Genomic DNA, 18,704 nt, shown 5'->3' on the forward strand with positions numbered 1-18,704 from the left:
ACCCGGATCCGAAGTTCGATCTAACCGGGTTGGTGTCCCGTGCGGACGCGGCACGCCGCTTCTATCCGGGCCTGGAACTCTGTCTGCGTCATGCCCGAACCGCCCGAACGCTCAGCCACCGATCATCGGGCCTTCCGACGCACCGACGTACGTCGCTGACGATCCAGCCAGCCTTTGTGAGTGCGGATCGCAGGGCAGGCTCGCGCCACCAGTACGTTTCGACGTAGCGCCGAGGCGCTCCAGCGCTGCCGTGTGTGGACACATCCTCGCCATCACCCTCTCTAACCGAGGCGTGCAGCCGGCCACCGGTCCGGGTCGCCTCGGCAAGCCGTCCAAGCACCGTGCCGAAATCTTCGCGTGCGACGTGAATCAGGCAGGCACAGGCCCAGATGCCGTCATACGACGTGGTGGGACGCTGCGGGTCGGCCAGGTCTTCGGTCAGCGGGTCCAACAGGTCGGCCTCGAAGCCACTCTCGCGAAGCAGTTCGACGAAACCCTTCGAAATGTCGGTGCGCCGGACGCTAATCCCCCGCTTCTCAAGCTCAAGTGCATCTCGCCCGCCGCCGCTTCCGATCTCCAGTACCCTCCCCGAGCCACCCAGCACGGTCACGAACGCATCGATCTCTGTCGCGACCCACTCGGGCATCGCCGCGGCTTCAGCAGCGTACTCCGCCGCAACCGTATCATAGGACCGCACAGTGTCCCTGTCGGTGCTCATCGTAGCGCTCCTCCCTCGAGACAAAGACTCCCACAATGAGCGAGAGCCCGTTGCGCGCTTCACGCTTTCGGCAGTTGGTGACAACGCGGGCGTTTTGCTTCCCACCCATAACAGAAGTTCGGTCCGAGACACTACCCAGCGCTGCTATTGCTTGGCGGCGGCGCTGAGCTCGGCCCGACCCTCCGGCTGCGCAGACTGGGACATCATCGATTGCGTGTCCAGCAGCGTTTCCGCATAGGCCATCATCATCGGTCCGACACCCTTGATGTCGTCGGCACGGATTTCCTCGGAGAGGTAATAGCCGACGGTGCCGTCGCGATAGCGGCCGTTGAAGCCTCCGAGACCTGCGACGCAACAGATGTTATGGAGCCTCAACCGTCCATCCGCATCCTGGCGCATTTCATGTCCGACGAGCGATTGCAGGCTCGCTCTACCGGCCTCGGAAACACCGGCCGGCCCGCCGAGCCGCGCGAGCTTCTGGAGGAAATAGGAGAACATCGCCGTTGCCGAGCTTTCCGGGTAGTTCTGGGCCTCATCCGGCCGGTCGATGACCTGCAGCCAGCGGTGATCCGCCGTGCGAAGGGCAATGATCCGGGACGCCAGCGCCGTGGCGCGGTCGTTCAGCTCCCGCCGCGTAGCGCCGGCGGGCAGGTTTTCGATGATGTCCACGAAGGCCATCGCCAGCCAGCCGATCGATCTTGCCCAATGGGCCGGCGAAAGGCCGCTTTCGGCATCCGCCCAAGCCTGTTGCCGGGCCTCGTCGTAACCGTGGCGATAAAGCTCCGCCTGCCGGTCATAGGTGAGGTCGAGTGCCGTGGTGAACTGCCGAAGCGCCTCCTCGACCATCTGGGGCTCGGAAGCAGCACGGGCATATTCGACCTTGAAGGGCAGCGCCATGTAGAGCCCGTCCAGCCAGATCTGATGCGGGTAACGCAGCTTGTGCCAATAAACGTCGCTGCCGGTGCGCGGATGCGTTTCGAGTTGCCGCGCCAGCGGGGCGGCGGCGTCGAGCCAGCGGCGCTCTCCCGTCAGCCGATGGAGAAAGACGAGGGCCCGGCCGGGCAGGATGTTGTCGATGTTGAACTCGTCGATCTCGTAGCCGACAAGCCGGCCCTGTGCATCGATCTGGCCGCTCACCAGCCGGATGAGGTGATCGAGCCACGACCGTTGGCCGGTCGCCTCGTAAAGCGCGATCAGGCCGCGATAGAGGCAGCCGTCCTCGTAACACCAGGCGCCGCCTTTGTAATATTCATAATCGCGTACATAGGTCTCGAAATAGTCCTGAAGCATCGGATTTCAGTCTTGAGCTGGGTGAATCGAAACCGGAGAAAGTCGCGCAAGGCGGCTGAAAACGGCGTTTTCCGCAACGATTCCGGCGTGCCGGAGCGGCAGGAGGAGAGAGGCCATTTCCGGCACTTCGGCCTCGGCATCCGGCGCGAAGGAGACGGTGTAGTTTTCAAAGGCAATATCCCGGATTGCCGCCTCCGGCAGTCCGTAGAAGACGGCGGCGGCCGTTCGCGCGCCTGAAACGGTGACGTTCTTCACCGTGATCGAGCTGATGCTGGGCGTTTCCGTGGAGACCGGCAGCGGCGACCGGGACTGGACGTAATCGGACCGGCCGTCGGCATCGCAGAAGTAGAAGGAATTGACGGCGACCGGGGTCGCCACGTCCTCCATCAGGCTGTCGGTGAGCCGGATGTCGGCGACCGTGCCGCCACGCCCCCGGCGCGTCTTGATGCGCAGCCCGCGGTCGGTACCCCTGAAGTGGCAGTTCCGGATGGCGATGTCGCTGATGCCCGCGCTCATTTCGCTGCCGATGACGACCGCACCGTGGCCGCGTTCCATCAGGCAGTTCTCGACGAGCACATGCTCGGTCGGGCGGTCGGGTCCGCCGAGCGGGCTGCGTTTGCCGGCCTTCAGCGCGATGCAATCGTCGCCGACCGAGATGTGCAGGCCGACAAGATGGATATCGGAGCTGCTTTCAGGGTTGAATCCGTCGGTATTCGGGGAATCCGGATCGTTCTCGATGATGAGATCCGCCGCGATGAGCCCGTTGCAGAGGACCGGATGAACCGTCCATGACGGCGAGTTGCGGATCGTGAGGCCGGAAAGCGTGACGTTTTCGCAGGCCGAAAGGAAGACGGTGCGGGGGCGCCTGGCGCCCTGGCGGGTCTCCTTCGGCCATGACCACCAGTCGCCGCAATCACCGCCGCCGTCGATAATGCCGGTGCCCGCAAGATGCACGTCGTGGCAATCGATCGCGTTGATCAGGCTGGCGTAACAGGCCTCTGCCACGCCCTCCCAAGTGCCGAGAATGCGGCCATCCGCATGGCGCGCCGGCAGGATCGGGAAGTCTTGCCTGCTCGCGATTGCCGCGAACTCCGCGCCGTCCTCGACGAACAGAGTCATGCTGCTCTTGAGGAAGATCGGACCGCTCAGCCAGCGCCCGGCCGGTATTCTCAGCGTGCCTCCGGGAGCGAGCTCCGCGATGGCCCGTTGGATTGTCGGCGCATTGTCCAGTGCGTCGGTCGAGGCGCCAAAATCGCGGATGTCGATCAGGGCCGTTTCCTGCGGTGTGGTAAATTCGAGCCGGGCTTCGCCTGCATGCAGGTGATAGGCAGCTCCCGGCTCAAGGGAAGCGACCGTGAAGACGACCTTCGACGTCGTCCCCTCGGCCGCCAACGCGCCATCGAGCCTCTGGACCTGCCAGGCAAGCGCTTCCTCGCGCATGTGGAGATGCCTTTCGGCATCGACGCGGAAGGTCGCGCTGCGGGGGCCGGTGATCAGGAGTTCGATGGCGACGTCCGTCACGTCCTCAGATCCCCGTCAGCGCCTGGTTGATGCCAGCGATGATCTCGGTCGCGGCATCCTTGGAGGATTGCTGGCCGTAGGCGAAGGCTTCGAAATTGGTGTCGAAGACTTCGGTGACCCGCGGATGCTCGTTGAGCGGCGAGACGCCGGGGCTGGTCGGCTCCATCACCCGCTTGTAGGCTTCGATCTGCACTGGCTTGATCTTGCCCTCCTTGGTCAGCGTATCGAGCGCTATCTTGCTGGAGGGAATGCCGCGCGTGGCGCCCATGATCTTGACCGCTGCCGGATCGTTGAGCAGGCAGTTGAGCACCTGGGCCGCGCCCTTCGGGTCCTTGCTGTTCCTGGAGATCGAAAACAGCATGGAGGGCTTGCGATAGACGCCGTCGGTCTTGGCGCCCTCGATCGTCAACAGCTTGACGGGCACGAGCTCCTGGCCTTTTTCCATCGGCGTTGCGATCTTGCCGTAGGTGCTATCCCACTGATAGGTGCCCGCAATCTGGCCCTTGGCCCATTTCTGGTTTTCATGCAGCGGCGTGTTGCCGCCGGCCGCGACCTGTTTCCAGCTCTCGATGACGCCCTTGTCGACCAGCGTCTTGTAGAATTCCAGTCCTTCGACGAGTTCGGCTTCGCTCCAGGCGACCTTGTTGGTGGCCGGGTCGATCAGGTCCTTGCCGGTCTTCTGGGTGGTGCGCAGGATCACCATCAGGCGGGCGTCGAGGGCGGCACCTTCAAAGGGATAAAACTCCTTGCCGAGCTTTTCCTTCATCTTCGGCGCCGCGGCGATCAGCTCCTCCCAGGTCTTCGGGATCGGGATGCCGGCCTTGTCATAGGTGGTCTTGTTGAACATGAAGACCCGGCCGGTGGTGGAGACGGAAATGCCGTTCAGCTTGCCCTTGACGGTGCCGCTGTCGAGGTCCGGCTTCGACCACTGGCTGAGGTCGATGATGTCCTTGTACTGGTTGAGATCGGCAAAGCCGTCGCCGTTCTTGGTGAACAGCGGCAGCCAGGGCCAGTTCACCTGCATGATGTCGGCCTCGGTGCGGCCGGCGAGCTGGGTGGCGATCTTTTCCTGGTGCCCCTGAAAGCCGGTGAATTCAGGCGCTATCGTGTGGCCGAACTTGGCGCCGCAAAGTTTCAGGGCCTCCTGGGTTGCGATATGGCGGTCGTCGCTGCCCCACCAGGACATGCGCAGATCCGAAGCGAATGCGGTCGAAAGGCTGGTGGCGGCAAACAAAGCCGCCGTCATGAACATGGTTCTCATTTTGGCTCCTCCCAAGTTGGAACGATGAAGTTTCAAATCGCCAGGCTGATGTTTTCCCCGGACTGGCGGTCGAACAGATGGACGCCCTTCGGGTCGGCGCAGAGCCAGACCCAGTCGTCGCGAAGCGCGCCGCGGTCGTAGGACGCGGACGGCACGACGGCGATGAGGCGTTTCGGGCCGATGTCGACATAGAGGTAGACTTCGTGGCCCATGAACTCGATATGGGTAAGCTTGCCCTTGATGGTGCCGGGCGTTTCAGCCGCGGCGATGCGCAGATGCTGCGGGCGGATGCCGAGCGTGACGTGCTCGCTGCGTCCGGAAATCCGTTTGGTGAACTCGTCGCCGAGCGTGATCAGCTGTTCCGCCGCCCGCACGCTGTTGTCGCCCTCGAACGTGCCGTCGAGGAAATTCATTTCCGGACTGCCGATGAAGCCGGCGACGAAGGTGTTGGCCGGGCGGCTGTAGAGCGTCACCGGGTCGGCGACCTGCATGATGTGGCCGTCCTTCATGACGCAGATCCGGTCGCCCATGGTCATGGCCTCGGTCTGGTCGTGGGTGACGTAGATGACGGTCGCCTGCTGGTTTTCCGCCTTCAGCCGCTTGTGCAGGTCGGTGATGCGAACGCGCATCGAGGCGCGCAGCTTGGCATCGAGATTGGAGAGCGGTTCGTCGAACAGGAAGACCTGCGGTTTCTTGATCAGAGCCCGGCCGACCGCGACGCGCTGCGCCTGGCCGCCGGACAGCTGTTTTGGCAGCCGGTCGAGCAAGGGGGCGATCTCCAGCAGGCCGGCGACATGGTTCGTCGCCTGCTCGATCTCGGCACTGGGACGGCGCTTCAGCCGCATGCTGAAGGAGAGGTTCTTGCGCACCTTCATATGCGGATAGAGCGCGTAGTTCTGGAAGACCATGGAAATGCCGCGGTCGCCCGGCGTCTTGTCGTTGACCAGTTCGCCGCCGATGCGGATCTCGCCGCCGGTGATCCGTTCCAGCCCGGCGATCATCCGGAGCGTGGTGGACTTGGCGCAGCCGGAGGGGCCGACCAGCACCATGAACTCGCCGTCCTCGACATCGAGATTGATGCCATGCACGGCGCGGAAGGTGCCATAGTCTTTTTCGAGGTTTCTCAGCTGAAGACGCGCCATGTGACTATCCTTTGATCCCGCCGGAGGAGATGCCGTCGATGAAATATTTCTGGGCGAGGAAGAAGACCGCGAGCGCCGGCGCCAGCGACAGCACCGACATCGCCAGAACCCGGTTCCATTCGAAGGCTTCGGTCGTGTCGATCGACAGTTTCAGCGCCAGCGAGATCGGGTATTTTTCGACCGAAGAGATGTAGATCAGCGGGCCGAGGAAGTCGTTCATCGTCCACATGAACTGGAACAGGCAGACCGAGATCAACGCCGGCATCAGCAAAGGCACGACGATGAAGACCAGCGTCTGGATGGTATTGGCTCCGTCGACGCGGGCAGCCTCCTCCATGTCGCGCGGGATGGCGCGCAGGAACTGCACCAGCATGAAGACGAAGAAGGCATCACCCGCCAGCGCCGAAGGCACCCAGAGCGGCAGGTAGCTGTCGAGCCAGCCGAGATCGCGGAAGATCAGGTATTGCGGAATGCGGGTGACCACGTTCGGCAAAAGCAGCGTCGCGATCAGCGCGGAAAACAGCACTTTCTTGAACGGAAACTCGAAACGGGCAAAGCCGTAGGCGACCGCTGTGCAGGAAATCGCCGTGCCGATCACCTTCGGGATGACGATCCACAGCGTGTTGACGAAGAACGTGCCAAAGGAATAGGGCGTCGAGGTCTTCCAGCCCCTGATATAACCATCGAGCGTCGGGTGTTCCGGCCAGAAGCCGGGATTGGAGAAGATCTCCGAATTGGTCTTGAACGATGCGCCGATCAGCCAGATCAGCGGATAGAGCATCAAGAGCCCGACCAGGGTCAGCAGGGCGTAACGCAGCACGGCATTGAAGCGGTGGCGGCGTGTTTCGCGGCTGCGGACGACGTCGATGTCGCGGGCTGCTGGAGAATTGGAGAGGATGTGATCGGTCATGGTCAGCTCCTCTTGTCGCCGGCGTAATAGACCCAGTGGCGCGAAGACCAGAAGGCGATGAGAGTGAGGGCCATGATGATCAGGAACAGGACCCAGGCGATCGCCGAGGCATACCCCATGTCGAAGCGCTTGAAGGCCTCGTCATAGATATAGATCGGCAGGAGATAGGTGGATTTCAAAGGCCCCCCTTGGGTGATGATGTAGGGGCCGTTGAACTCCTGGAAGGCCTGAACCATCTGCATGATCAGGTTGAAGAAGATGACGGGCGTGATCAGCGGCAGGGTGATGTAGACGAAGCTCGTCCACTTGCCGGCGCCGTCGATCGAGGCCGCCTCGTAGAGCGTCTTGTCGATGCTCTGGAGGGCCGCGAGGAAGATCACCATGGCCGAGCCGAACTGCCAGAGGCGCAACAGCGTGATGGTGAAGAGCGCGTTGGTCGGATCGCCGAACCAGTTGACCGGCTCGAAGCCGATGAGCTGCAAGCCCATGTTGACGAGGCCGACATCGGCGAAGATGTAGCGCCACAGGACGGCGATGGCGATCGAACCGCCGAGGATCGAGGGCACGTAATAGGCCGTCCTGAAGACGTTGATGAATTTCAGCTTGTAATTGAGGATCACCGCCATGAAGAGCGCGAAGACGAGCTTCAGCGGCACCGTGGTGAACACGTAGACCAGCGTCACCCAGAGAGACTTGCGGAACGTCCGGTCGTTGGTGAACAGCCTTATATAGTTCTGCAGGCCGGTGAAGACCGGCTCGTTCATCAGGTTGTAGTTGGTGAAGCTCAGATAGAGCGACGCGAGGAAAGGGAGCGCCGTGAAGACCAGGAGCCCGATGATGAAGGGTGACAGATAGATAAGCCCAAGGAACTTGTTGTCGCCGCTCATGCCGCCTGCCCCAGTCTGGCCAGCGATTCCGGCAGGCGGTGCATCCGACCGGCATGTGCGGTGACGGCTCCGTCACAGGCAAGGTCGCCCGTGAGGTTCGTCGCGCAGTTGAGCGAACCGCCGCCGATAGAGGCGATGTTGAACGAAGAGACACTTGCTTTATTGTGCATCGCGACCTCTGGCTCTTCGGTCTGCGGACACGCCTGATCCATCAGGCTTCCACAATTGAAGCGCCATTTCCTCCCATTAATGTCTCAGGCGTGTTGAGTTCTTAGCTCCCGGGCTGATATTCTCACTTTGCCAGCGAGATCAAATCGACGAATTCGGGGAAAAGGATGGAGAAAATCGAAGGTAGCATTCTGTCTGCGATTCCGATGAATGCGATGGCGTTGACGCTGACGCGTTCAACCATAAGGATGCAGCACTCGCACACCTGGGGCGTCGACAAATCGAACAGCGTGCACGACCTGATCATCTGCCTGACGGGCTCGGCGCGTTACGAGGTCGAGGGCGAGACGATCGACATGGCACCGGGCAGGGCGATGCTCCTGCCTGCGAATACGTGGTTTTCCGGCCATTCGACCTCGATGGAGGCCTATACCGGCATCGCCCAGCATTTTACCCTCGATCTCTTCGGGCGGCTCGACCTGATCGCTCAGATGAACCTGAAACACGCCGTCACGCTCGCCCGGTGGGAGATGATGGAGCCGCTGACGCGCTACTACCACGACAACGCGCCGCCCTATTCGACGACGCTGCTCCAGCACCATCTTTTCATGTTCCTGTTGATCGAATTCATCGAGCAGGCCCATATCGGCTGGAAGGAGCAGTCGGTCGGCAATGTCAACAATCCGGATGCGCTGTCCTTTTCGGTCATGGTGGCCGCGAGCCAGATCGCCGCCGATCCGCTGGGCGAGGAGATCGTCGAAAGAACGATCAATTCGGCGCCCTATAATCCGGACTATTTCAAGCGGGAATTCAGGAAGCGGGTCGGCTGGACACCCGACAAGTTCCAGGAATTCAAGCGGATGGAGCGGGCCATGGGCCTGATGGCAGGCGGCTGCACGGTGAAGCGCGCCGCCGAGCTTTCCGGTTATACGGACGCCTATTATTTCTCCCGCATGTTCAAGCGCTATATCGGCATCAGCCCGCAGGGCTACCAGCAGTCCGAAAAGCGAAGCCGCGAGGGTGCATTTCCCCGAGGCGAAGAGGATGGGCAGCTGATCTATCCGCTGACGCGCTGACGATGGCCCAAACATAAATCAGTCATCTGCGAAAGTTTGACGATCGATTGCGACGGCGTTTTCCGCGGTGCGAAGCTTTGCCTCATCCCGAGGACTGAATTGGCTGGAGCTTTCGGAAGACGACTATCCTACTCCTTAACGGGAGCGCGGATCGAGAGCGTCGCGGAGACCGTCGCCGAGGAGGTTGAAGGACAGCACCGTCATGAAGATCGCCATGCCAGGCCAGAGCGCCATCCACGGTGCGTTGGTAAGGAAGCGCTGCGCCGAGTTGAGCATCGAACCCCAGGAGGGGGCCGGCGGCTGCAGGCCGAGGCCAAGGAAGGACATGCTGGCCTCCGCGATGATGGCGGATGCGATGGTCAGCGTCGCCTGAACCATCAGCTGTGGCAGGATGTTCGGCAGGATATGCCGGACAGCAATACGCCATTGCGGATTGCCGACGGCACTGGCCGCTTCCACATATTCCTCAGCCTTGATCGACAGAACCTGGCCACGCGTCAGGCGGATGAACAAGGGCATGGCCGTGATGCCGATCGCCAGCATCGCATTGGTGAGGCTTGGGCCGAGAAAGGCGGCGAATGCGATCGCCAGGATCAGGAACGGGCAGGCGAGCATGGCATCGGTGAAGCGGCTGATCAGCCCGTCGATGAGGCCGCCGAGGAAACCCGCGGCGAGCCCGAGCGGCACGCCGATCGCCATGGCGATGCCGACCGAGGTGAGGCCCGCCATCAGCGAGGCGCGGGCACCCCAGATGATGCGCGAAAGCATGTCTCGGCCGGCCTCGTCCGTGCCCATCCAGTGGAGGGCGGACGGCGCCTTGCGGACCGCCGTCCAGCTCTGGGCGGCCGGATCATAGGGTGCCAGAAGCGGCGCGAAGGCCGCCACGAACACCATGATCAGCACCACGACCAGGCCGACGAGGGCGCTCTTGCGCTTCGAGAGCCGCCGCCACAGCCGTCCCCGGAAGAAGGCCGAGACGAGATTGATCGATGTCTTGGGTTCGGAAATCGTCAGCACGGTCAGCTTCTCAGTCGGGGGTTGACGAGGATATATCCGATGTCAGCCAGGAGGTTGAGGATGATGTAGAAAATCGACGTGACCAGCACGACGCCCTGCACCACGGGATAATCGCGCGTGAAGACCGCATCGACGATGAGCTTGCCAAAGCCGGGGATCGTGAAGATCTGCTCGGTCAGCACCGCGCCGGAGAGGAGGGCGCCGAATTCCAGCGCGCCGAGCGTGATGATCGGCGTCAGCGCGTTGCGCATGGCATGTTTGAACACCACGACCCATTCGCTGAGACCCTTGGCGCGGGCGGTGCGGACGTAGTCGCTTTCCAGCGCCTGCAGCATGGCGCTGCGGGTATGGCGCATGATGACGCCGGCGATCGCCGATCCCAGCACGAAGGCCGGCATGATCGTCGTCGAGAGGTTCATCCTCCAGTCTTCCCAGGGACTGACGAAGCCGGATGCGGGCAGCCAGCCGAGATAGACCGAGAAGAACATGATCAGCATGATGCCGAGCCAGAAGTTCGGCACTGAAATGCCGGCGAGCGACACGACATTGGTCATGTAGTCGATGGGGGTGTTCTGGCGCAGCGCCGAGATGACGCCGCCGGCAATGCCCAGCACCAGCGCCACGACGATGCCCATGACCGCGAGCTGCAGGGTCACCGGCAGCTTGAGGAGGATGAGGTCGAGGACCGGCCGGTTATGGCGCATGGATTCGCCGAGATCGCCGGTCAGCACGCCTTTGACCCAGAAGATGTACTGGACGAAGACCGGTTGATCGAGATGGTACTGTTCCCGGATGGCGGCAAGCGTTGCCTCGTCCGGGTTGTCGCCGGCAAGCACCAGCGCCGGATCGCCCGGCAGGAGATGTTGGAGCGAAAAGATGATCAGCGACAGCAGGATGACCGTCGGGATAAGCTGCAGCAGGCGGCGGGCGAGAAGCGAGGACATGGCTTAGCTCTCCGTTGCCGTCAGTGCCGGACGTGCGGCCATCGCCTCGAAGGCCGCGAACAGCTTTTCAAGTTTCGGGTTGCGCGGCTCGCGGATATGGTCGGCATCCTGCGCCGGCAGCTCGCGCCAGAAGGCGCAGGCATTGGCGTGGCCGTTCGCCTCGATATCGAGCGCCATGCTGACTGTCTGGCATTCCGGACGCGCATGCGGACAGCGCGTGTGCAGCCGACAGCCTGGCGGCGGAGCGATCGGGCTTGGCAGGTCGCCGTGCAGGCGTGCTGCACGGGACCGGTGCTGGCTCGGCGGTGCGGCGACCGGAATGGCCGACAGCAGCGCGCGCGTATAGGGATGGCGGGGCGTCGAGAAGATCATCTCGGCGGTGCCGAGCTCGACCACCTTGCCGAGATACATGACAGCGACGCGGTCGGCGATGTGCTTCACCACGCCAAGGTCATGGCTGATGAACACAAAGGCGAGGCCAAGCCGCTTCTGCAAATCCTTCAGAAGGTTGAGGACCTGCGCCTGGATCGATACGTCGAGCGCGGACACTGCCTCGTCGCAGATGATCGCCTTCGGCTCGGAGGCAAGCGCACGCGCAATCACCACGCGCTGGCGCTGGCCGCCGGAAAATTCGTGCGGATAACGGTTCGCCTGTTCCGGACGCAGGCCCACCATTTCCAGGAGTTCGGCGACGCGCCTTGCGCGCTGGCCGGAAGGTACGATGTTATGCAGCATCAGCGGCTCGGCAATCGTCTGGGCGATCGTCATGCGCGGATTGAGCGAGGCATACGGATCCTGGAAGATCAGCTGCACATGCCGGCGCCGCTTGCGCATCACGGCATGGCTGACATTGGTGACGTTGTGACCGTCGATGAAGACTTCGCCGGAGGTCGGCTTGATCAGCCGGATCAGCATGCGGCCAAGCGTGGACTTGCCGCAGCCGGACTCGCCGACGACCGCAAGGGTTTCGCCGGGCATCAAGGAAAAGGTCACGTCGTCGACGGCGCCAACCTCAGCCAGCGGACGACCGAAGACGCTGCGCTTGACGACGAACTTCTTTCCAAGCCCCCGGACCTCGATGATCGGCGTTCCGGCGGAAGAGGAGGAAACCGGCTTGATCATGGGACGAGGTCCTCCATGGGCGCGCGCCAACAGCGGCTGAAATGCCCCGGAGACACTTCCATCAGGTCGGGCATTTCGGCGCATTTGTCGATGCGGAAGGGACAGCGGGCCTGGAAACGACAGCCCTTGGGCGGGTTGGCCATGTCTGGCACGGTGCCGGTGATCGCCACCAGGCTCTCTCGCTTTTCATCAAGACGCGGCAACGAGCCGAGCAGGCCGATCGTGTAGGGGTGCTCGGGAAATGTGAAGAGCTGTTCGACCGAACACTGTTCGACCACCTGGCCGGCATACATGACGATCACGTCGTCGCAGGCTTCGGCGACGACGCCGAGATCGTGGGTGATGAGGACGATGGCGGTTCCGGTCTTTTCCTGCAGCTCGCGCATCAGCTCGAGTACCTGCGCCTGGATGGTGACATCCAGCGCCGTGGTCGGCTCGTCGGCGATCAGCAGTTCCGGATCGCAGGCGAGCGCCATGGCGATCATCACGCGCTGGCGCATGCCGCCGGAAAGATTGTGCGGATATTGGTGATAGCGGGTCTCGGGCGAGGGAATGCGCACCAGCCGCAGCATGGCGATGGCGCGTTCGGTTGCCTCCTTCCTGGAGATCGGGCGGTGGCGCAGGATGACTTCGTTGATCTGCTCGCCGACCGTGTAGGACGGATTGAGCGAGGTCATCGGCTCCTGGAAGATCATCGCCAGCCGGTTGCCGCGCAAGGATCGCATCGCGCTCTTGGTCTCGTCGAGCAGCTGGCGCCCGTCGAAATTGACCTTGCCGGAAATCCGCGCCGAGTGTTCGGGCAGAAGCCGCATGACGGCAAGCGAGGTGACGCTCTTGCCGGAGCCGGACTCGCCGACGATCGCAAGGGTGCGGCCCTTCCGGACGGTGAAACTGACGCCGTCGACCGCGGTGACGGTCCGCGCGTCGCCTTCGAAGGCGACACGCAGGTCCGTCACTTCCAATACGGGTGTAACGGCATCGTCAGCCCGAACGGATCGGGCTGACGGGTTGCTGAGGATATCTTGAGACGTGCTCATCGAAGCTCGATTGCCAACTTATTTCTTACGGCTGACGCCGGTCAGACGGATGATGCCGTCTGGAGCAGGCTTCAGGCCGGTGATGTTGGAATTGTGCGCGAAGATCCACTGCGAGTGATAGAGATAGACGAGCGGCAGGTCCTTGAGAAGGATCGCGATCGCCTTGCTGTACTCGACCTTGCGGGCATTCATGTCGCCGATGGCGCGTGCCTTGGTCAGGATCGTGTCCAGCTCCTTGTTGCAGTAATGCGCGTCGTTGCCGGCAGCGCCGCAGGCAAGCATCGGCGTGATGTTGAGATCCGGGTCGACACGGCCGCTCCAGCCGACGAGATGGGACTCGAACTTGCCCTGGCGGGCAATGTCGAGCAGCGTCATCAGTTCGGTCGGCTTGATCGACACCTTGATGCCGATTTCGGCGACCATGGCCTGGATGAGCTGGGCGACTTGCTGGCGCTCGGCATCGGTCGGAACCAGAAGTTCCAGATCGACCGTCTTCACGCCGGCTTCGGCCATCTTCTTCTTGGCGGCGTCCAGATCACGAGCCGGAACCGGGAAATTCTTGTCGTAATAAGGGCTGGCCGGCGGGAAGGGCTGGTTGCCGGTGGTGAACTGGCCTTCGAACACGACGTTGTTGATCGCGTCGCGGTCGATCGCCAGGCTGAAGGCTTCGCGGATCGCGGCCTTCTTGCCGGCATCGAGGTCGGCGCCTTCGCCGGTGATGTCGAAGGTGATGCCATAATAGCCGAGACCGACGACCGGAGCGACGGCCAAGGCCTTGTCGGCCTTGACGGCTTCGACGTCGGTTGCCGCGAGACGTTCGATCAGGTCGAGCTGGCCCGAACGCAGGTTGAGAAAGCGGACGTTGGAGTCCGGCATGCCACGATAGACGAGCTGGTCGAAATGGTATTGGTCGGCATTGTAGTACTTGTCGAACTTGGCCAGCACGATACGGTCCTGGGTAACACGTTCGACGAACTTGTAGGGGCCGGAGCAGACCGGGGCGTCGGTGAATTTCTCGCCGAGCGCTTCAGCGGCCTTCGGGCTCACGATCATGCCGGCGCGGTCGCTGAGGGCGGCCAGAAGCGGAACCGACGGTTCCTTGAGGTTGATCTTGACTGTCAAGGGATCAACCACGTCGACGCTGCTGACGGCGCTGATTTCCGCCTTGCGGCGGGAGATTTTCATGGTCAGTTCGCGGTCAAGATTGTACTTGATCGCGGCGGCATCCATCTTGGTGCCGTCGTGGAAAACCACGTCGTTGCGCAGCTTGAGCGTCAGCGCGGTGCTGTCGGCGTTCCATTCCCAGCTGGTGGCCAGCATCGGGATGATCTTGCCCTCGGTGTCGATGTCGACGATCTTGTCGCAGAGCGACTGGAGAACGTGGCGGCCGACGAAGCTCCAGTTGGAAACCGGGTCGAGCGTATCGGGATCGTCCTGCAGGCCGATTTTCAGAACCGACTGGGCCGCAGCGGGGGCGGCGATCGCCGTCATGCCGCTCAGCGCCAGGCCGGCTGCGAGTGCGAGATAAAGTGGTTTCATCGTCATTCCCTCTCTTGTTTTAAACTCGAATTCGAAGATCAGCGTGCGACCGCGTATCCCTGCACGCCGCGCGGATTGGAACCGGCCTTCACCAGCTGCGTGTCGCCGTCCATCTCGCGGGCGACGGCGGCCAGCCGGCCTTCCGACCAGGCGTCGCTGATCGTGATCTTGTGGCCCCGCGCCGCCAGTTCTTCGCGCACCGCTTCCGGAAAGCGCGATTCGAGCGTCACCGCCCCAAAGCTGATTTCGCGCGGCCAGAAGGAGCTCGGCAAGTGGTCGGTATGGAAGGAGGGCGCATCGATCGCTTCCTGCAGGTTCATGCCCTTGTGGACGTGGCGCAGGAACATGATCAGCTGCCACTGATCCTGCTGGTCGCCGCCGGGCGTGCCGAAAGCCATGTAGGGCTTGCCGTTGCGGAAGGCCGTCGACGGTGTCAGTGTCGTGCGCGGGCGCACCGACGGCGTCATGGTTGAATTGAAACCCTCCTCGAGCCAGAACATCTGGCCGCGGGTCGTCAGGCTGAATCCCAAGCCCGGAATGACCGGGCTCGACTGGAACCAGCCGCCGGACGGCGTCGCCGAAACCATGTTGCCCCATTTGTCGACGGCGCTGACCTGCACGGTATCGCCGCGCTGGGCGCCTTCGCGGGTCAGCGTCGGCTCGCCTTCACGATCGTTCGGCAGTTTGTGTTCGCGCGCCACGGTTGGCTCGCCGCCGCCGAGACCCGGCTGCGCGATGGTACCGACGGCGCGAAGCGGTGGTACATTGGGATTGCGCCCATCGGGCGACCCGGGGCGGATCTCCATCGAGGCCGTGCCGCCGATCAGCGCGCGGCGGATATCGGCGTAACCGGAAGACAGGAGGGTCTTCATCGGTACGTCCGGATTGTCACCATACCAGCTATCGCGATCGGCCATGGCAAGCTTGGTCGTTTCGACGATGAGATGGATGAAATCCGGGCTCATCGGGTCGAGATCGGCGATGTCGGTGCCCTTCAGGATCTGCAGCATCTGCAGGAGCACCGGGCCTTGCGACCACGGTCCGCATTTGAAGACCTCGTAGTCGCCATAGGTGACGGAGACCGGCTTTTCGATCAGCGGCTTGTAGTCGGCCATGTCCTGGGCGGTGATCAGGCCCTTGTGGCGGCGGCCCGAAACGTCCCAGACGTTTTCGGTGGCGCAGAATTCCTCGATCCGCTCGGCGATCGGGCCGCGATACCAGAAATCGAGCGCCGCATCGATGCGCGCTTCGCGGTTCTTGGCAGACTTGGTCTGGTCGATGATGCGCTGATAGACGTCGGCGATCTGCGGATTGCGGAACAGCTTGCCGGATTGCGGTGCTACGCCGCCGGGCAGGTAGACTTCCGCCGAGCTCGGCCAATGGGTTTCGAAGAGTTCGCGCATGGAAGCGATGGTGTTGGCGATGCGTGGCACCAGCGGATGGCCAGTGCGGGCATAATAGATTGCCGGCGCCAGCACGTCTTCGAGTTCGGCCGTGCCGTAGTCGCGCAAGAGCGTCAGCCAGGCACCGAAGGCGCCGGGAATGCAGGCCGGCAGCAGGCCGGTGCCGGGAATAATGTCGAGGCCGAGATCCTTGAAATACTTGACCGTCGCCTTGGCCGGCGAGGGGCCTTGGCCGGAAATCACGGTCGGCGCCTTGGCGCCGGCCGGCGTGACGATGATCGGCACTTCGCCGGCGGGGCCGTTCAGATGCGGTTCGACGACCTGGAGGACGAAACCAGTGGCGACCGCCGCATCGAAAGCCGTGTGGCCCTTTTCGAGAATGGACATGCCGACGGCCGAGGCCAGCCAATGGGTGGACGACACGGCGCCAAATGTGCCTCTGAGTTCCGGTCGCGTCGTGAAGGTCATATCGATTCCCACTCTCTCATCCAGCACGACCTGCGCGCAGACCGCCTCAATGGTGGAGACTTGTCGACAAGTCAAAGTCACAGAGGCTGAATTATGTACATGCTAACGCTGCAGTCGGCCGCAGGCGCCAACATCTGGCCACTTCCTGTGGACATATTGTATATTCTCTGCCCACAATGCAAGCGCATTGTGTAACTTACTCATGCTCGCATAATTGAAAGGCGCCTGGCTCTAAGGGACGCTGCTTGGGAAAACAAAGAGATGCTGGACACACCTGCCCCGGGAAAGAAAATTCGCAGCGACGCGATTGCCGAACAGCTTGAAGAAGCGGTGATCAACGGCGAGATCACTGCCGGCTCGCGCCTCGACGAAACCTCCATCGCCGCTCAGTTCAATGTCTCGCGCACGCCGGTGCGGGAAGCGCTGCACATCCTGTGCGGGCGCGGCCTTGCCGAGCGCGAGCCTTACAAGGGCGTGATCGTGACGCAGATCTCGGCCGAGCGGATCGACGAGATGTTCGAGGCCATGGCCGAACTCGAAGCCACTTGCGGGCGCCTTGCCTCCCATCGGATGACCATGAGCGAGCGCGCCGAGCTCGAAAGCCTGCACCGGGAGATGAATGCGCTTGCCGAAGAGGGCGATCACGCCGGCTACAACGAGATCAATACCCGTTTCCACAGCCTTCTGTTCCAGGGCAGCCACAACAGCGACCTGATCGCCGCGGCCCAGACATTGCGGCTGAAGCTTGCGCCGTTCCGCAAATACCAGCTGAAAGACAAGGGACGCCTGAAGCGTTCCTGCAGCGAGCACCAGCAGATCGTCGACGCGATTCTCGACCAGGACGCCAAGGCGGCGGAAAACGCGCTTCGCCGGCATCTCGTCTCGGCGGCGCAGGAAGTTCTCGTCAAACGGCAGCGGCAGGAAGATGACGCCGTCGCCAAGATCAATCGTCTCGGAAAGGCATGAATTTCGAAATGTCCAATACTGATCAAGACGCCATCCGCACCGTCATTGCCGACATGCAGGCGGCGTGGAACCGGGCCGACTTCCACGGCTATATGGCCGGTTTTGCCAATCCCGACGTCATCTTCGTCTCGCGCGGTCGTATACAAAAGGACTGGCAGGCGACGCTCGAGCATTATATCGCCGATTACGGCGGGTCTCCGGGCTCGCAAGGCGAGCTCGCCTTCACCAACATCCGCATCGAAATGCTGGCGCCGGATGCGGCCCAGCTGATCAGCGACTACAAGCTGGTCCGGCCGGCCGGCAACCAGACCGGTGTCAACACCCGGCTGATGCGCAAGCGCGACGGCAAATGGGTGATCGCGCTCAACCACGTCTCGCAAATCGAGAGATAGGCCGGACCTGAGGTCCGATATCCCGGAGTTTGAGGCAGGCCCGGCGCGGGAGGTTTTTCTGCGCCGGGCTGTCGTCTCTCAGGACTTATTCGCCAGCCTGCTTGGCTGCCCGTTCGATGACGTCGGCGACCTTCTCTGGCTGGGAGGCGAAGACGGCGTGGCTTGCCTTGATCTCGGTGATGTCGCTGCCGGCCCGCCGTGCCATGTCCCTTTCCAGTGCCGGGTTGATGGAGCGGTCTTCGGTGGCGACGATCGACCAGCTCTTCTTGGCGTGCCAGGCCGGATCGCCGACCTTGGCCGAGAAAGCCTCCTTGGCGGCAAACACCTGGGATCTCGCAAGGAACCGTGCTTCGTCCTTCGGCAGGTCCGCGGCGAAATCGCCGGGGAATGCGGCGGGGTCGATATAGAGATATTTGCCGTCCTTCGTCTCGCGGATGTTCATGCCGCCGGCCGGCTTGGAGCTTGCGAGGCCGAGCAGGCTTTCGCCCTTGTCGGGCTGGAACGCCGCCACGTAGACGAGGCCTGCGACATGCGGGCTGTGGCCGGCTTCGGTGATCACCATGCCGCCATAGCTGTGGCCGACGAGCAGGGTCGGGCCGTCCTGCAGGTCCAGCACCCGGTTCGTCGCGGCGATATCGTCGGCAAGCGAGGTGATCGGCTGCTGGACGATCGTGACGTTGAAGCCGCGCTTTTCGAGGATTTCGGTCGCCTTGCGCCAGGTCGAGCCGTCAGCCAGCGCGCCGTGGACGATAACGATGTTCTTGACCTCGGCCGCCTGTGCGGCAAAGGCGATGACGCTGGTGGCGAGGGCAAGTGCGAAGGTGGAGATACGTCTTTTCATGA

General features: G+C 62.6%; 18 protein-coding genes. 3 read left to right on the plus strand and 15 right to left on the minus strand.

Translation table 11 applies throughout. From position 1 onward, the window contains the following. Positions 1–88: 88 nt before the first annotated feature. The 8 genes from RG540_RS24120 to RG540_RS24155 form a co-directional block, all read right to left on the minus strand. On the minus strand, positions 89–718 hold the full coding sequence (locus tag RG540_RS24120) for a class I SAM-dependent methyltransferase (protein WP_041364238.1): 630 nt from the start codon (positions 716–718) through the stop codon (positions 89–91). A gap of 144 nt (positions 719–862) precedes the next feature. Further along, a complete protein-coding gene (locus RG540_RS24125; protein WP_041364241.1) occupies positions 863–2,008 on the minus strand; it encodes a glycoside hydrolase family 88/105 protein in 1,146 nt (381 codons plus the stop codon). A gap of 6 nt (positions 2,009–2,014) precedes the next feature. Continuing rightward, positions 2,015–3,529 (minus strand): polygalacturonase PglA, encoded by a 1,515-nt coding sequence (pglA, locus tag RG540_RS24130; protein ID WP_041364242.1) that lies wholly within the window; start codon positions 3,527–3,529, stop codon positions 2,015–2,017. Between the two features lie 4 nt (positions 3,530–3,533). Next, positions 3,534–4,790 carry an ABC transporter substrate-binding protein gene (locus RG540_RS24135; protein ID WP_041364245.1) on the minus strand — a complete coding sequence of 419 codons (1,257 nt, stop codon included), beginning with the start codon at positions 4,788–4,790 and terminating at the stop codon, positions 3,534–3,536. Positions 4,791–4,822: 32 nt separating this feature from the next. Next, complete coding sequence (locus tag RG540_RS24140) at positions 4,823–5,932, minus strand: ABC transporter ATP-binding protein (protein ID WP_041364247.1); 1,110 nt, start codon at positions 5,930–5,932, stop codon at positions 4,823–4,825. Between the two features lie 4 nt (positions 5,933–5,936). After that, positions 5,937–6,842: a carbohydrate ABC transporter permease gene (locus tag RG540_RS24145; protein ID WP_041364250.1), complete on the minus strand. Its 906-nt coding sequence runs from the start codon at positions 6,840–6,842 to the stop codon at positions 5,937–5,939. A 2-nt stretch (positions 6,843–6,844) separates the two neighbouring features. Next, on the minus strand, positions 6,845–7,729 hold the full coding sequence (locus RG540_RS24150) for a carbohydrate ABC transporter permease (protein ID WP_041364252.1): 885 nt from the start codon (positions 7,727–7,729) through the stop codon (positions 6,845–6,847). Continuing rightward, positions 7,726–7,899 (minus strand): hypothetical protein, encoded by a 174-nt coding sequence (locus RG540_RS24155; protein ID WP_157884673.1) that lies wholly within the window; start codon positions 7,897–7,899, stop codon positions 7,726–7,728. Before RG540_RS24155 ends, RG540_RS24150 begins: the two co-directional genes overlap by 4 nt. A gap of 165 nt (positions 7,900–8,064) precedes the next feature. On the opposite strand from RG540_RS24155, the gene RG540_RS24160 reads away from it, so the two are divergent. Further along, the gene (locus RG540_RS24160) at positions 8,065–8,973 is read left to right on the plus strand and encodes a helix-turn-helix domain-containing protein (RefSeq protein WP_041364256.1); all 909 of its coding nucleotides are present in this window, start codon (positions 8,065–8,067) and stop codon (positions 8,971–8,973) included. A 135-nt stretch (positions 8,974–9,108) separates the two neighbouring features. On the opposite strand, the gene RG540_RS24165 is transcribed toward RG540_RS24160, so the two are convergent. Genes RG540_RS24165 through RG540_RS24190 form a run of 6 tightly spaced genes read right to left on the minus strand, consistent with a single transcriptional unit; the run spans position 9,109 to position 16,503 of the window. After that, positions 9,109–9,990 carry an ABC transporter permease gene (locus tag RG540_RS24165; protein WP_046599332.1) on the minus strand — a complete coding sequence of 294 codons (882 nt, stop codon included), beginning with the start codon at positions 9,988–9,990 and terminating at the stop codon, positions 9,109–9,111. A 2-nt stretch (positions 9,991–9,992) separates the two neighbouring features. After that, a complete protein-coding gene (locus RG540_RS24170) occupies positions 9,993–10,934 on the minus strand; it encodes an ABC transporter permease (protein ID WP_041364260.1) in 942 nt (313 codons plus the stop codon). A gap of 3 nt (positions 10,935–10,937) precedes the next feature. Beyond that, a complete protein-coding gene (locus tag RG540_RS24175) occupies positions 10,938–12,056 on the minus strand; it encodes an ABC transporter ATP-binding protein (RefSeq protein ID WP_041364263.1) in 1,119 nt (372 codons plus the stop codon). Next, positions 12,053–13,093, minus strand: coding sequence for an ABC transporter ATP-binding protein (locus RG540_RS24180; RefSeq protein WP_046599333.1), 1,041 nt, complete (start codon positions 13,091–13,093; stop codon positions 12,053–12,055). The genes RG540_RS24175 and RG540_RS24180 overlap by 4 nt, the downstream gene beginning before the upstream one ends. A gap of 18 nt (positions 13,094–13,111) precedes the next feature. Further along, positions 13,112–14,632 (minus strand): ABC transporter substrate-binding protein, encoded by a 1,521-nt coding sequence (locus RG540_RS24185; protein WP_051909935.1) that lies wholly within the window; start codon positions 14,630–14,632, stop codon positions 13,112–13,114. Between the two features lie 38 nt (positions 14,633–14,670). Beyond that, on the minus strand, positions 14,671–16,503 hold the full coding sequence (locus RG540_RS24190) for a gamma-glutamyltransferase family protein (RefSeq protein ID WP_041366268.1): 1,833 nt from the start codon (positions 16,501–16,503) through the stop codon (positions 14,671–14,673). A 261-nt stretch (positions 16,504–16,764) separates the two neighbouring features. Here RG540_RS24190 and RG540_RS24195 point away from each other — a divergent pair, with 261 nt between their 5' ends. Next, positions 16,765–17,469: a GntR family transcriptional regulator gene (locus RG540_RS24195; RefSeq protein ID WP_051909725.1), complete on the plus strand. Its 705-nt coding sequence runs from the start codon at positions 16,765–16,767 to the stop codon at positions 17,467–17,469. Positions 17,470–17,477: 8 nt separating this feature from the next. Then, on the plus strand, positions 17,478–17,861 hold the full coding sequence (locus tag RG540_RS24200; protein ID WP_244446751.1) for a YybH family protein: 384 nt from the start codon (positions 17,478–17,480) through the stop codon (positions 17,859–17,861). Between the two features lie 85 nt (positions 17,862–17,946). On the opposite strand, the gene RG540_RS24205 is transcribed toward RG540_RS24200, so the two are convergent. Continuing rightward, positions 17,947–18,702 (minus strand): alpha/beta fold hydrolase, encoded by a 756-nt coding sequence (locus RG540_RS24205; RefSeq protein ID WP_041364270.1) that lies wholly within the window; start codon positions 18,700–18,702, stop codon positions 17,947–17,949. Between the last annotated feature and the right edge of the window lie 2 nt (positions 18,703–18,704).

It is taken from the genome of Neorhizobium galegae bv. orientalis str. HAMBI 540 (assembly GCF_000731315.1).
GTDB classification, from domain to species: domain Bacteria; phylum Pseudomonadota; class Alphaproteobacteria; order Rhizobiales; family Rhizobiaceae; genus Neorhizobium; species Neorhizobium galegae.

Coding starts and splice junctions, on each gene's coding strand:
- RG540_RS24155 (WP_157884673.1), bottom strand. CDS start 7,899: ATGCACAATAAAGCAAGTGTCTCTTCGTTCAACATCGCCTCTATCGGC.
- RG540_RS24135 (WP_041364245.1), bottom strand. CDS start 4,790: ATGAGAACCATGTTCATGACGGCGGCTTTGTTTGCCGCCACCAGCCTT.
- RG540_RS24180 (WP_046599333.1), bottom strand. CDS start 13,093: ATGAGCACGTCTCAAGATATCCTCAGCAACCCGTCAGCCCGATCCGTT.
- RG540_RS24200 (WP_244446751.1), top strand. CDS start 17,478: ATGTCCAATACTGATCAAGACGCCATCCGCACCGTCATTGCCGACATG.
- RG540_RS24145 (WP_041364250.1), bottom strand. CDS start 6,842: ATGACCGATCACATCCTCTCCAATTCTCCAGCAGCCCGCGACATCGAC.
- RG540_RS24120 (WP_041364238.1), bottom strand. CDS start 718: ATGAGCACCGACAGGGACACTGTGCGGTCCTATGATACGGTTGCGGCG.
- RG540_RS24150 (WP_041364252.1), bottom strand. CDS start 7,729: ATGAGCGGCGACAACAAGTTCCTTGGGCTTATCTATCTGTCACCCTTC.
- RG540_RS24195 (WP_051909725.1), top strand. CDS start 16,765: ATGCTGGACACACCTGCCCCGGGAAAGAAAATTCGCAGCGACGCGATT.
- RG540_RS24190 (WP_041366268.1), bottom strand. CDS start 16,503: ATGACCTTCACGACGCGACCGGAACTCAGAGGCACATTTGGCGCCGTG.
- RG540_RS24205 (WP_041364270.1), bottom strand. CDS start 18,702: ATGAAAAGACGTATCTCCACCTTCGCACTTGCCCTCGCCACCAGCGTC.
- RG540_RS24175 (WP_041364263.1), bottom strand. CDS start 12,056: ATGATCAAGCCGGTTTCCTCCTCTTCCGCCGGAACGCCGATCATCGAG.
- RG540_RS24185 (WP_051909935.1), bottom strand. CDS start 14,632: ATGAAACCACTTTATCTCGCACTCGCAGCCGGCCTGGCGCTGAGCGGC.
- RG540_RS24140 (WP_041364247.1), bottom strand. CDS start 5,932: ATGGCGCGTCTTCAGCTGAGAAACCTCGAAAAAGACTATGGCACCTTC.
- RG540_RS24125 (WP_041364241.1), bottom strand. CDS start 2,008: ATGCTTCAGGACTATTTCGAGACCTATGTACGCGATTATGAATATTAC.
- RG540_RS24160 (WP_041364256.1), top strand. CDS start 8,065: ATGGAGAAAATCGAAGGTAGCATTCTGTCTGCGATTCCGATGAATGCG.
- RG540_RS24170 (WP_041364260.1), bottom strand. CDS start 10,934: ATGTCCTCGCTTCTCGCCCGCCGCCTGCTGCAGCTTATCCCGACGGTC.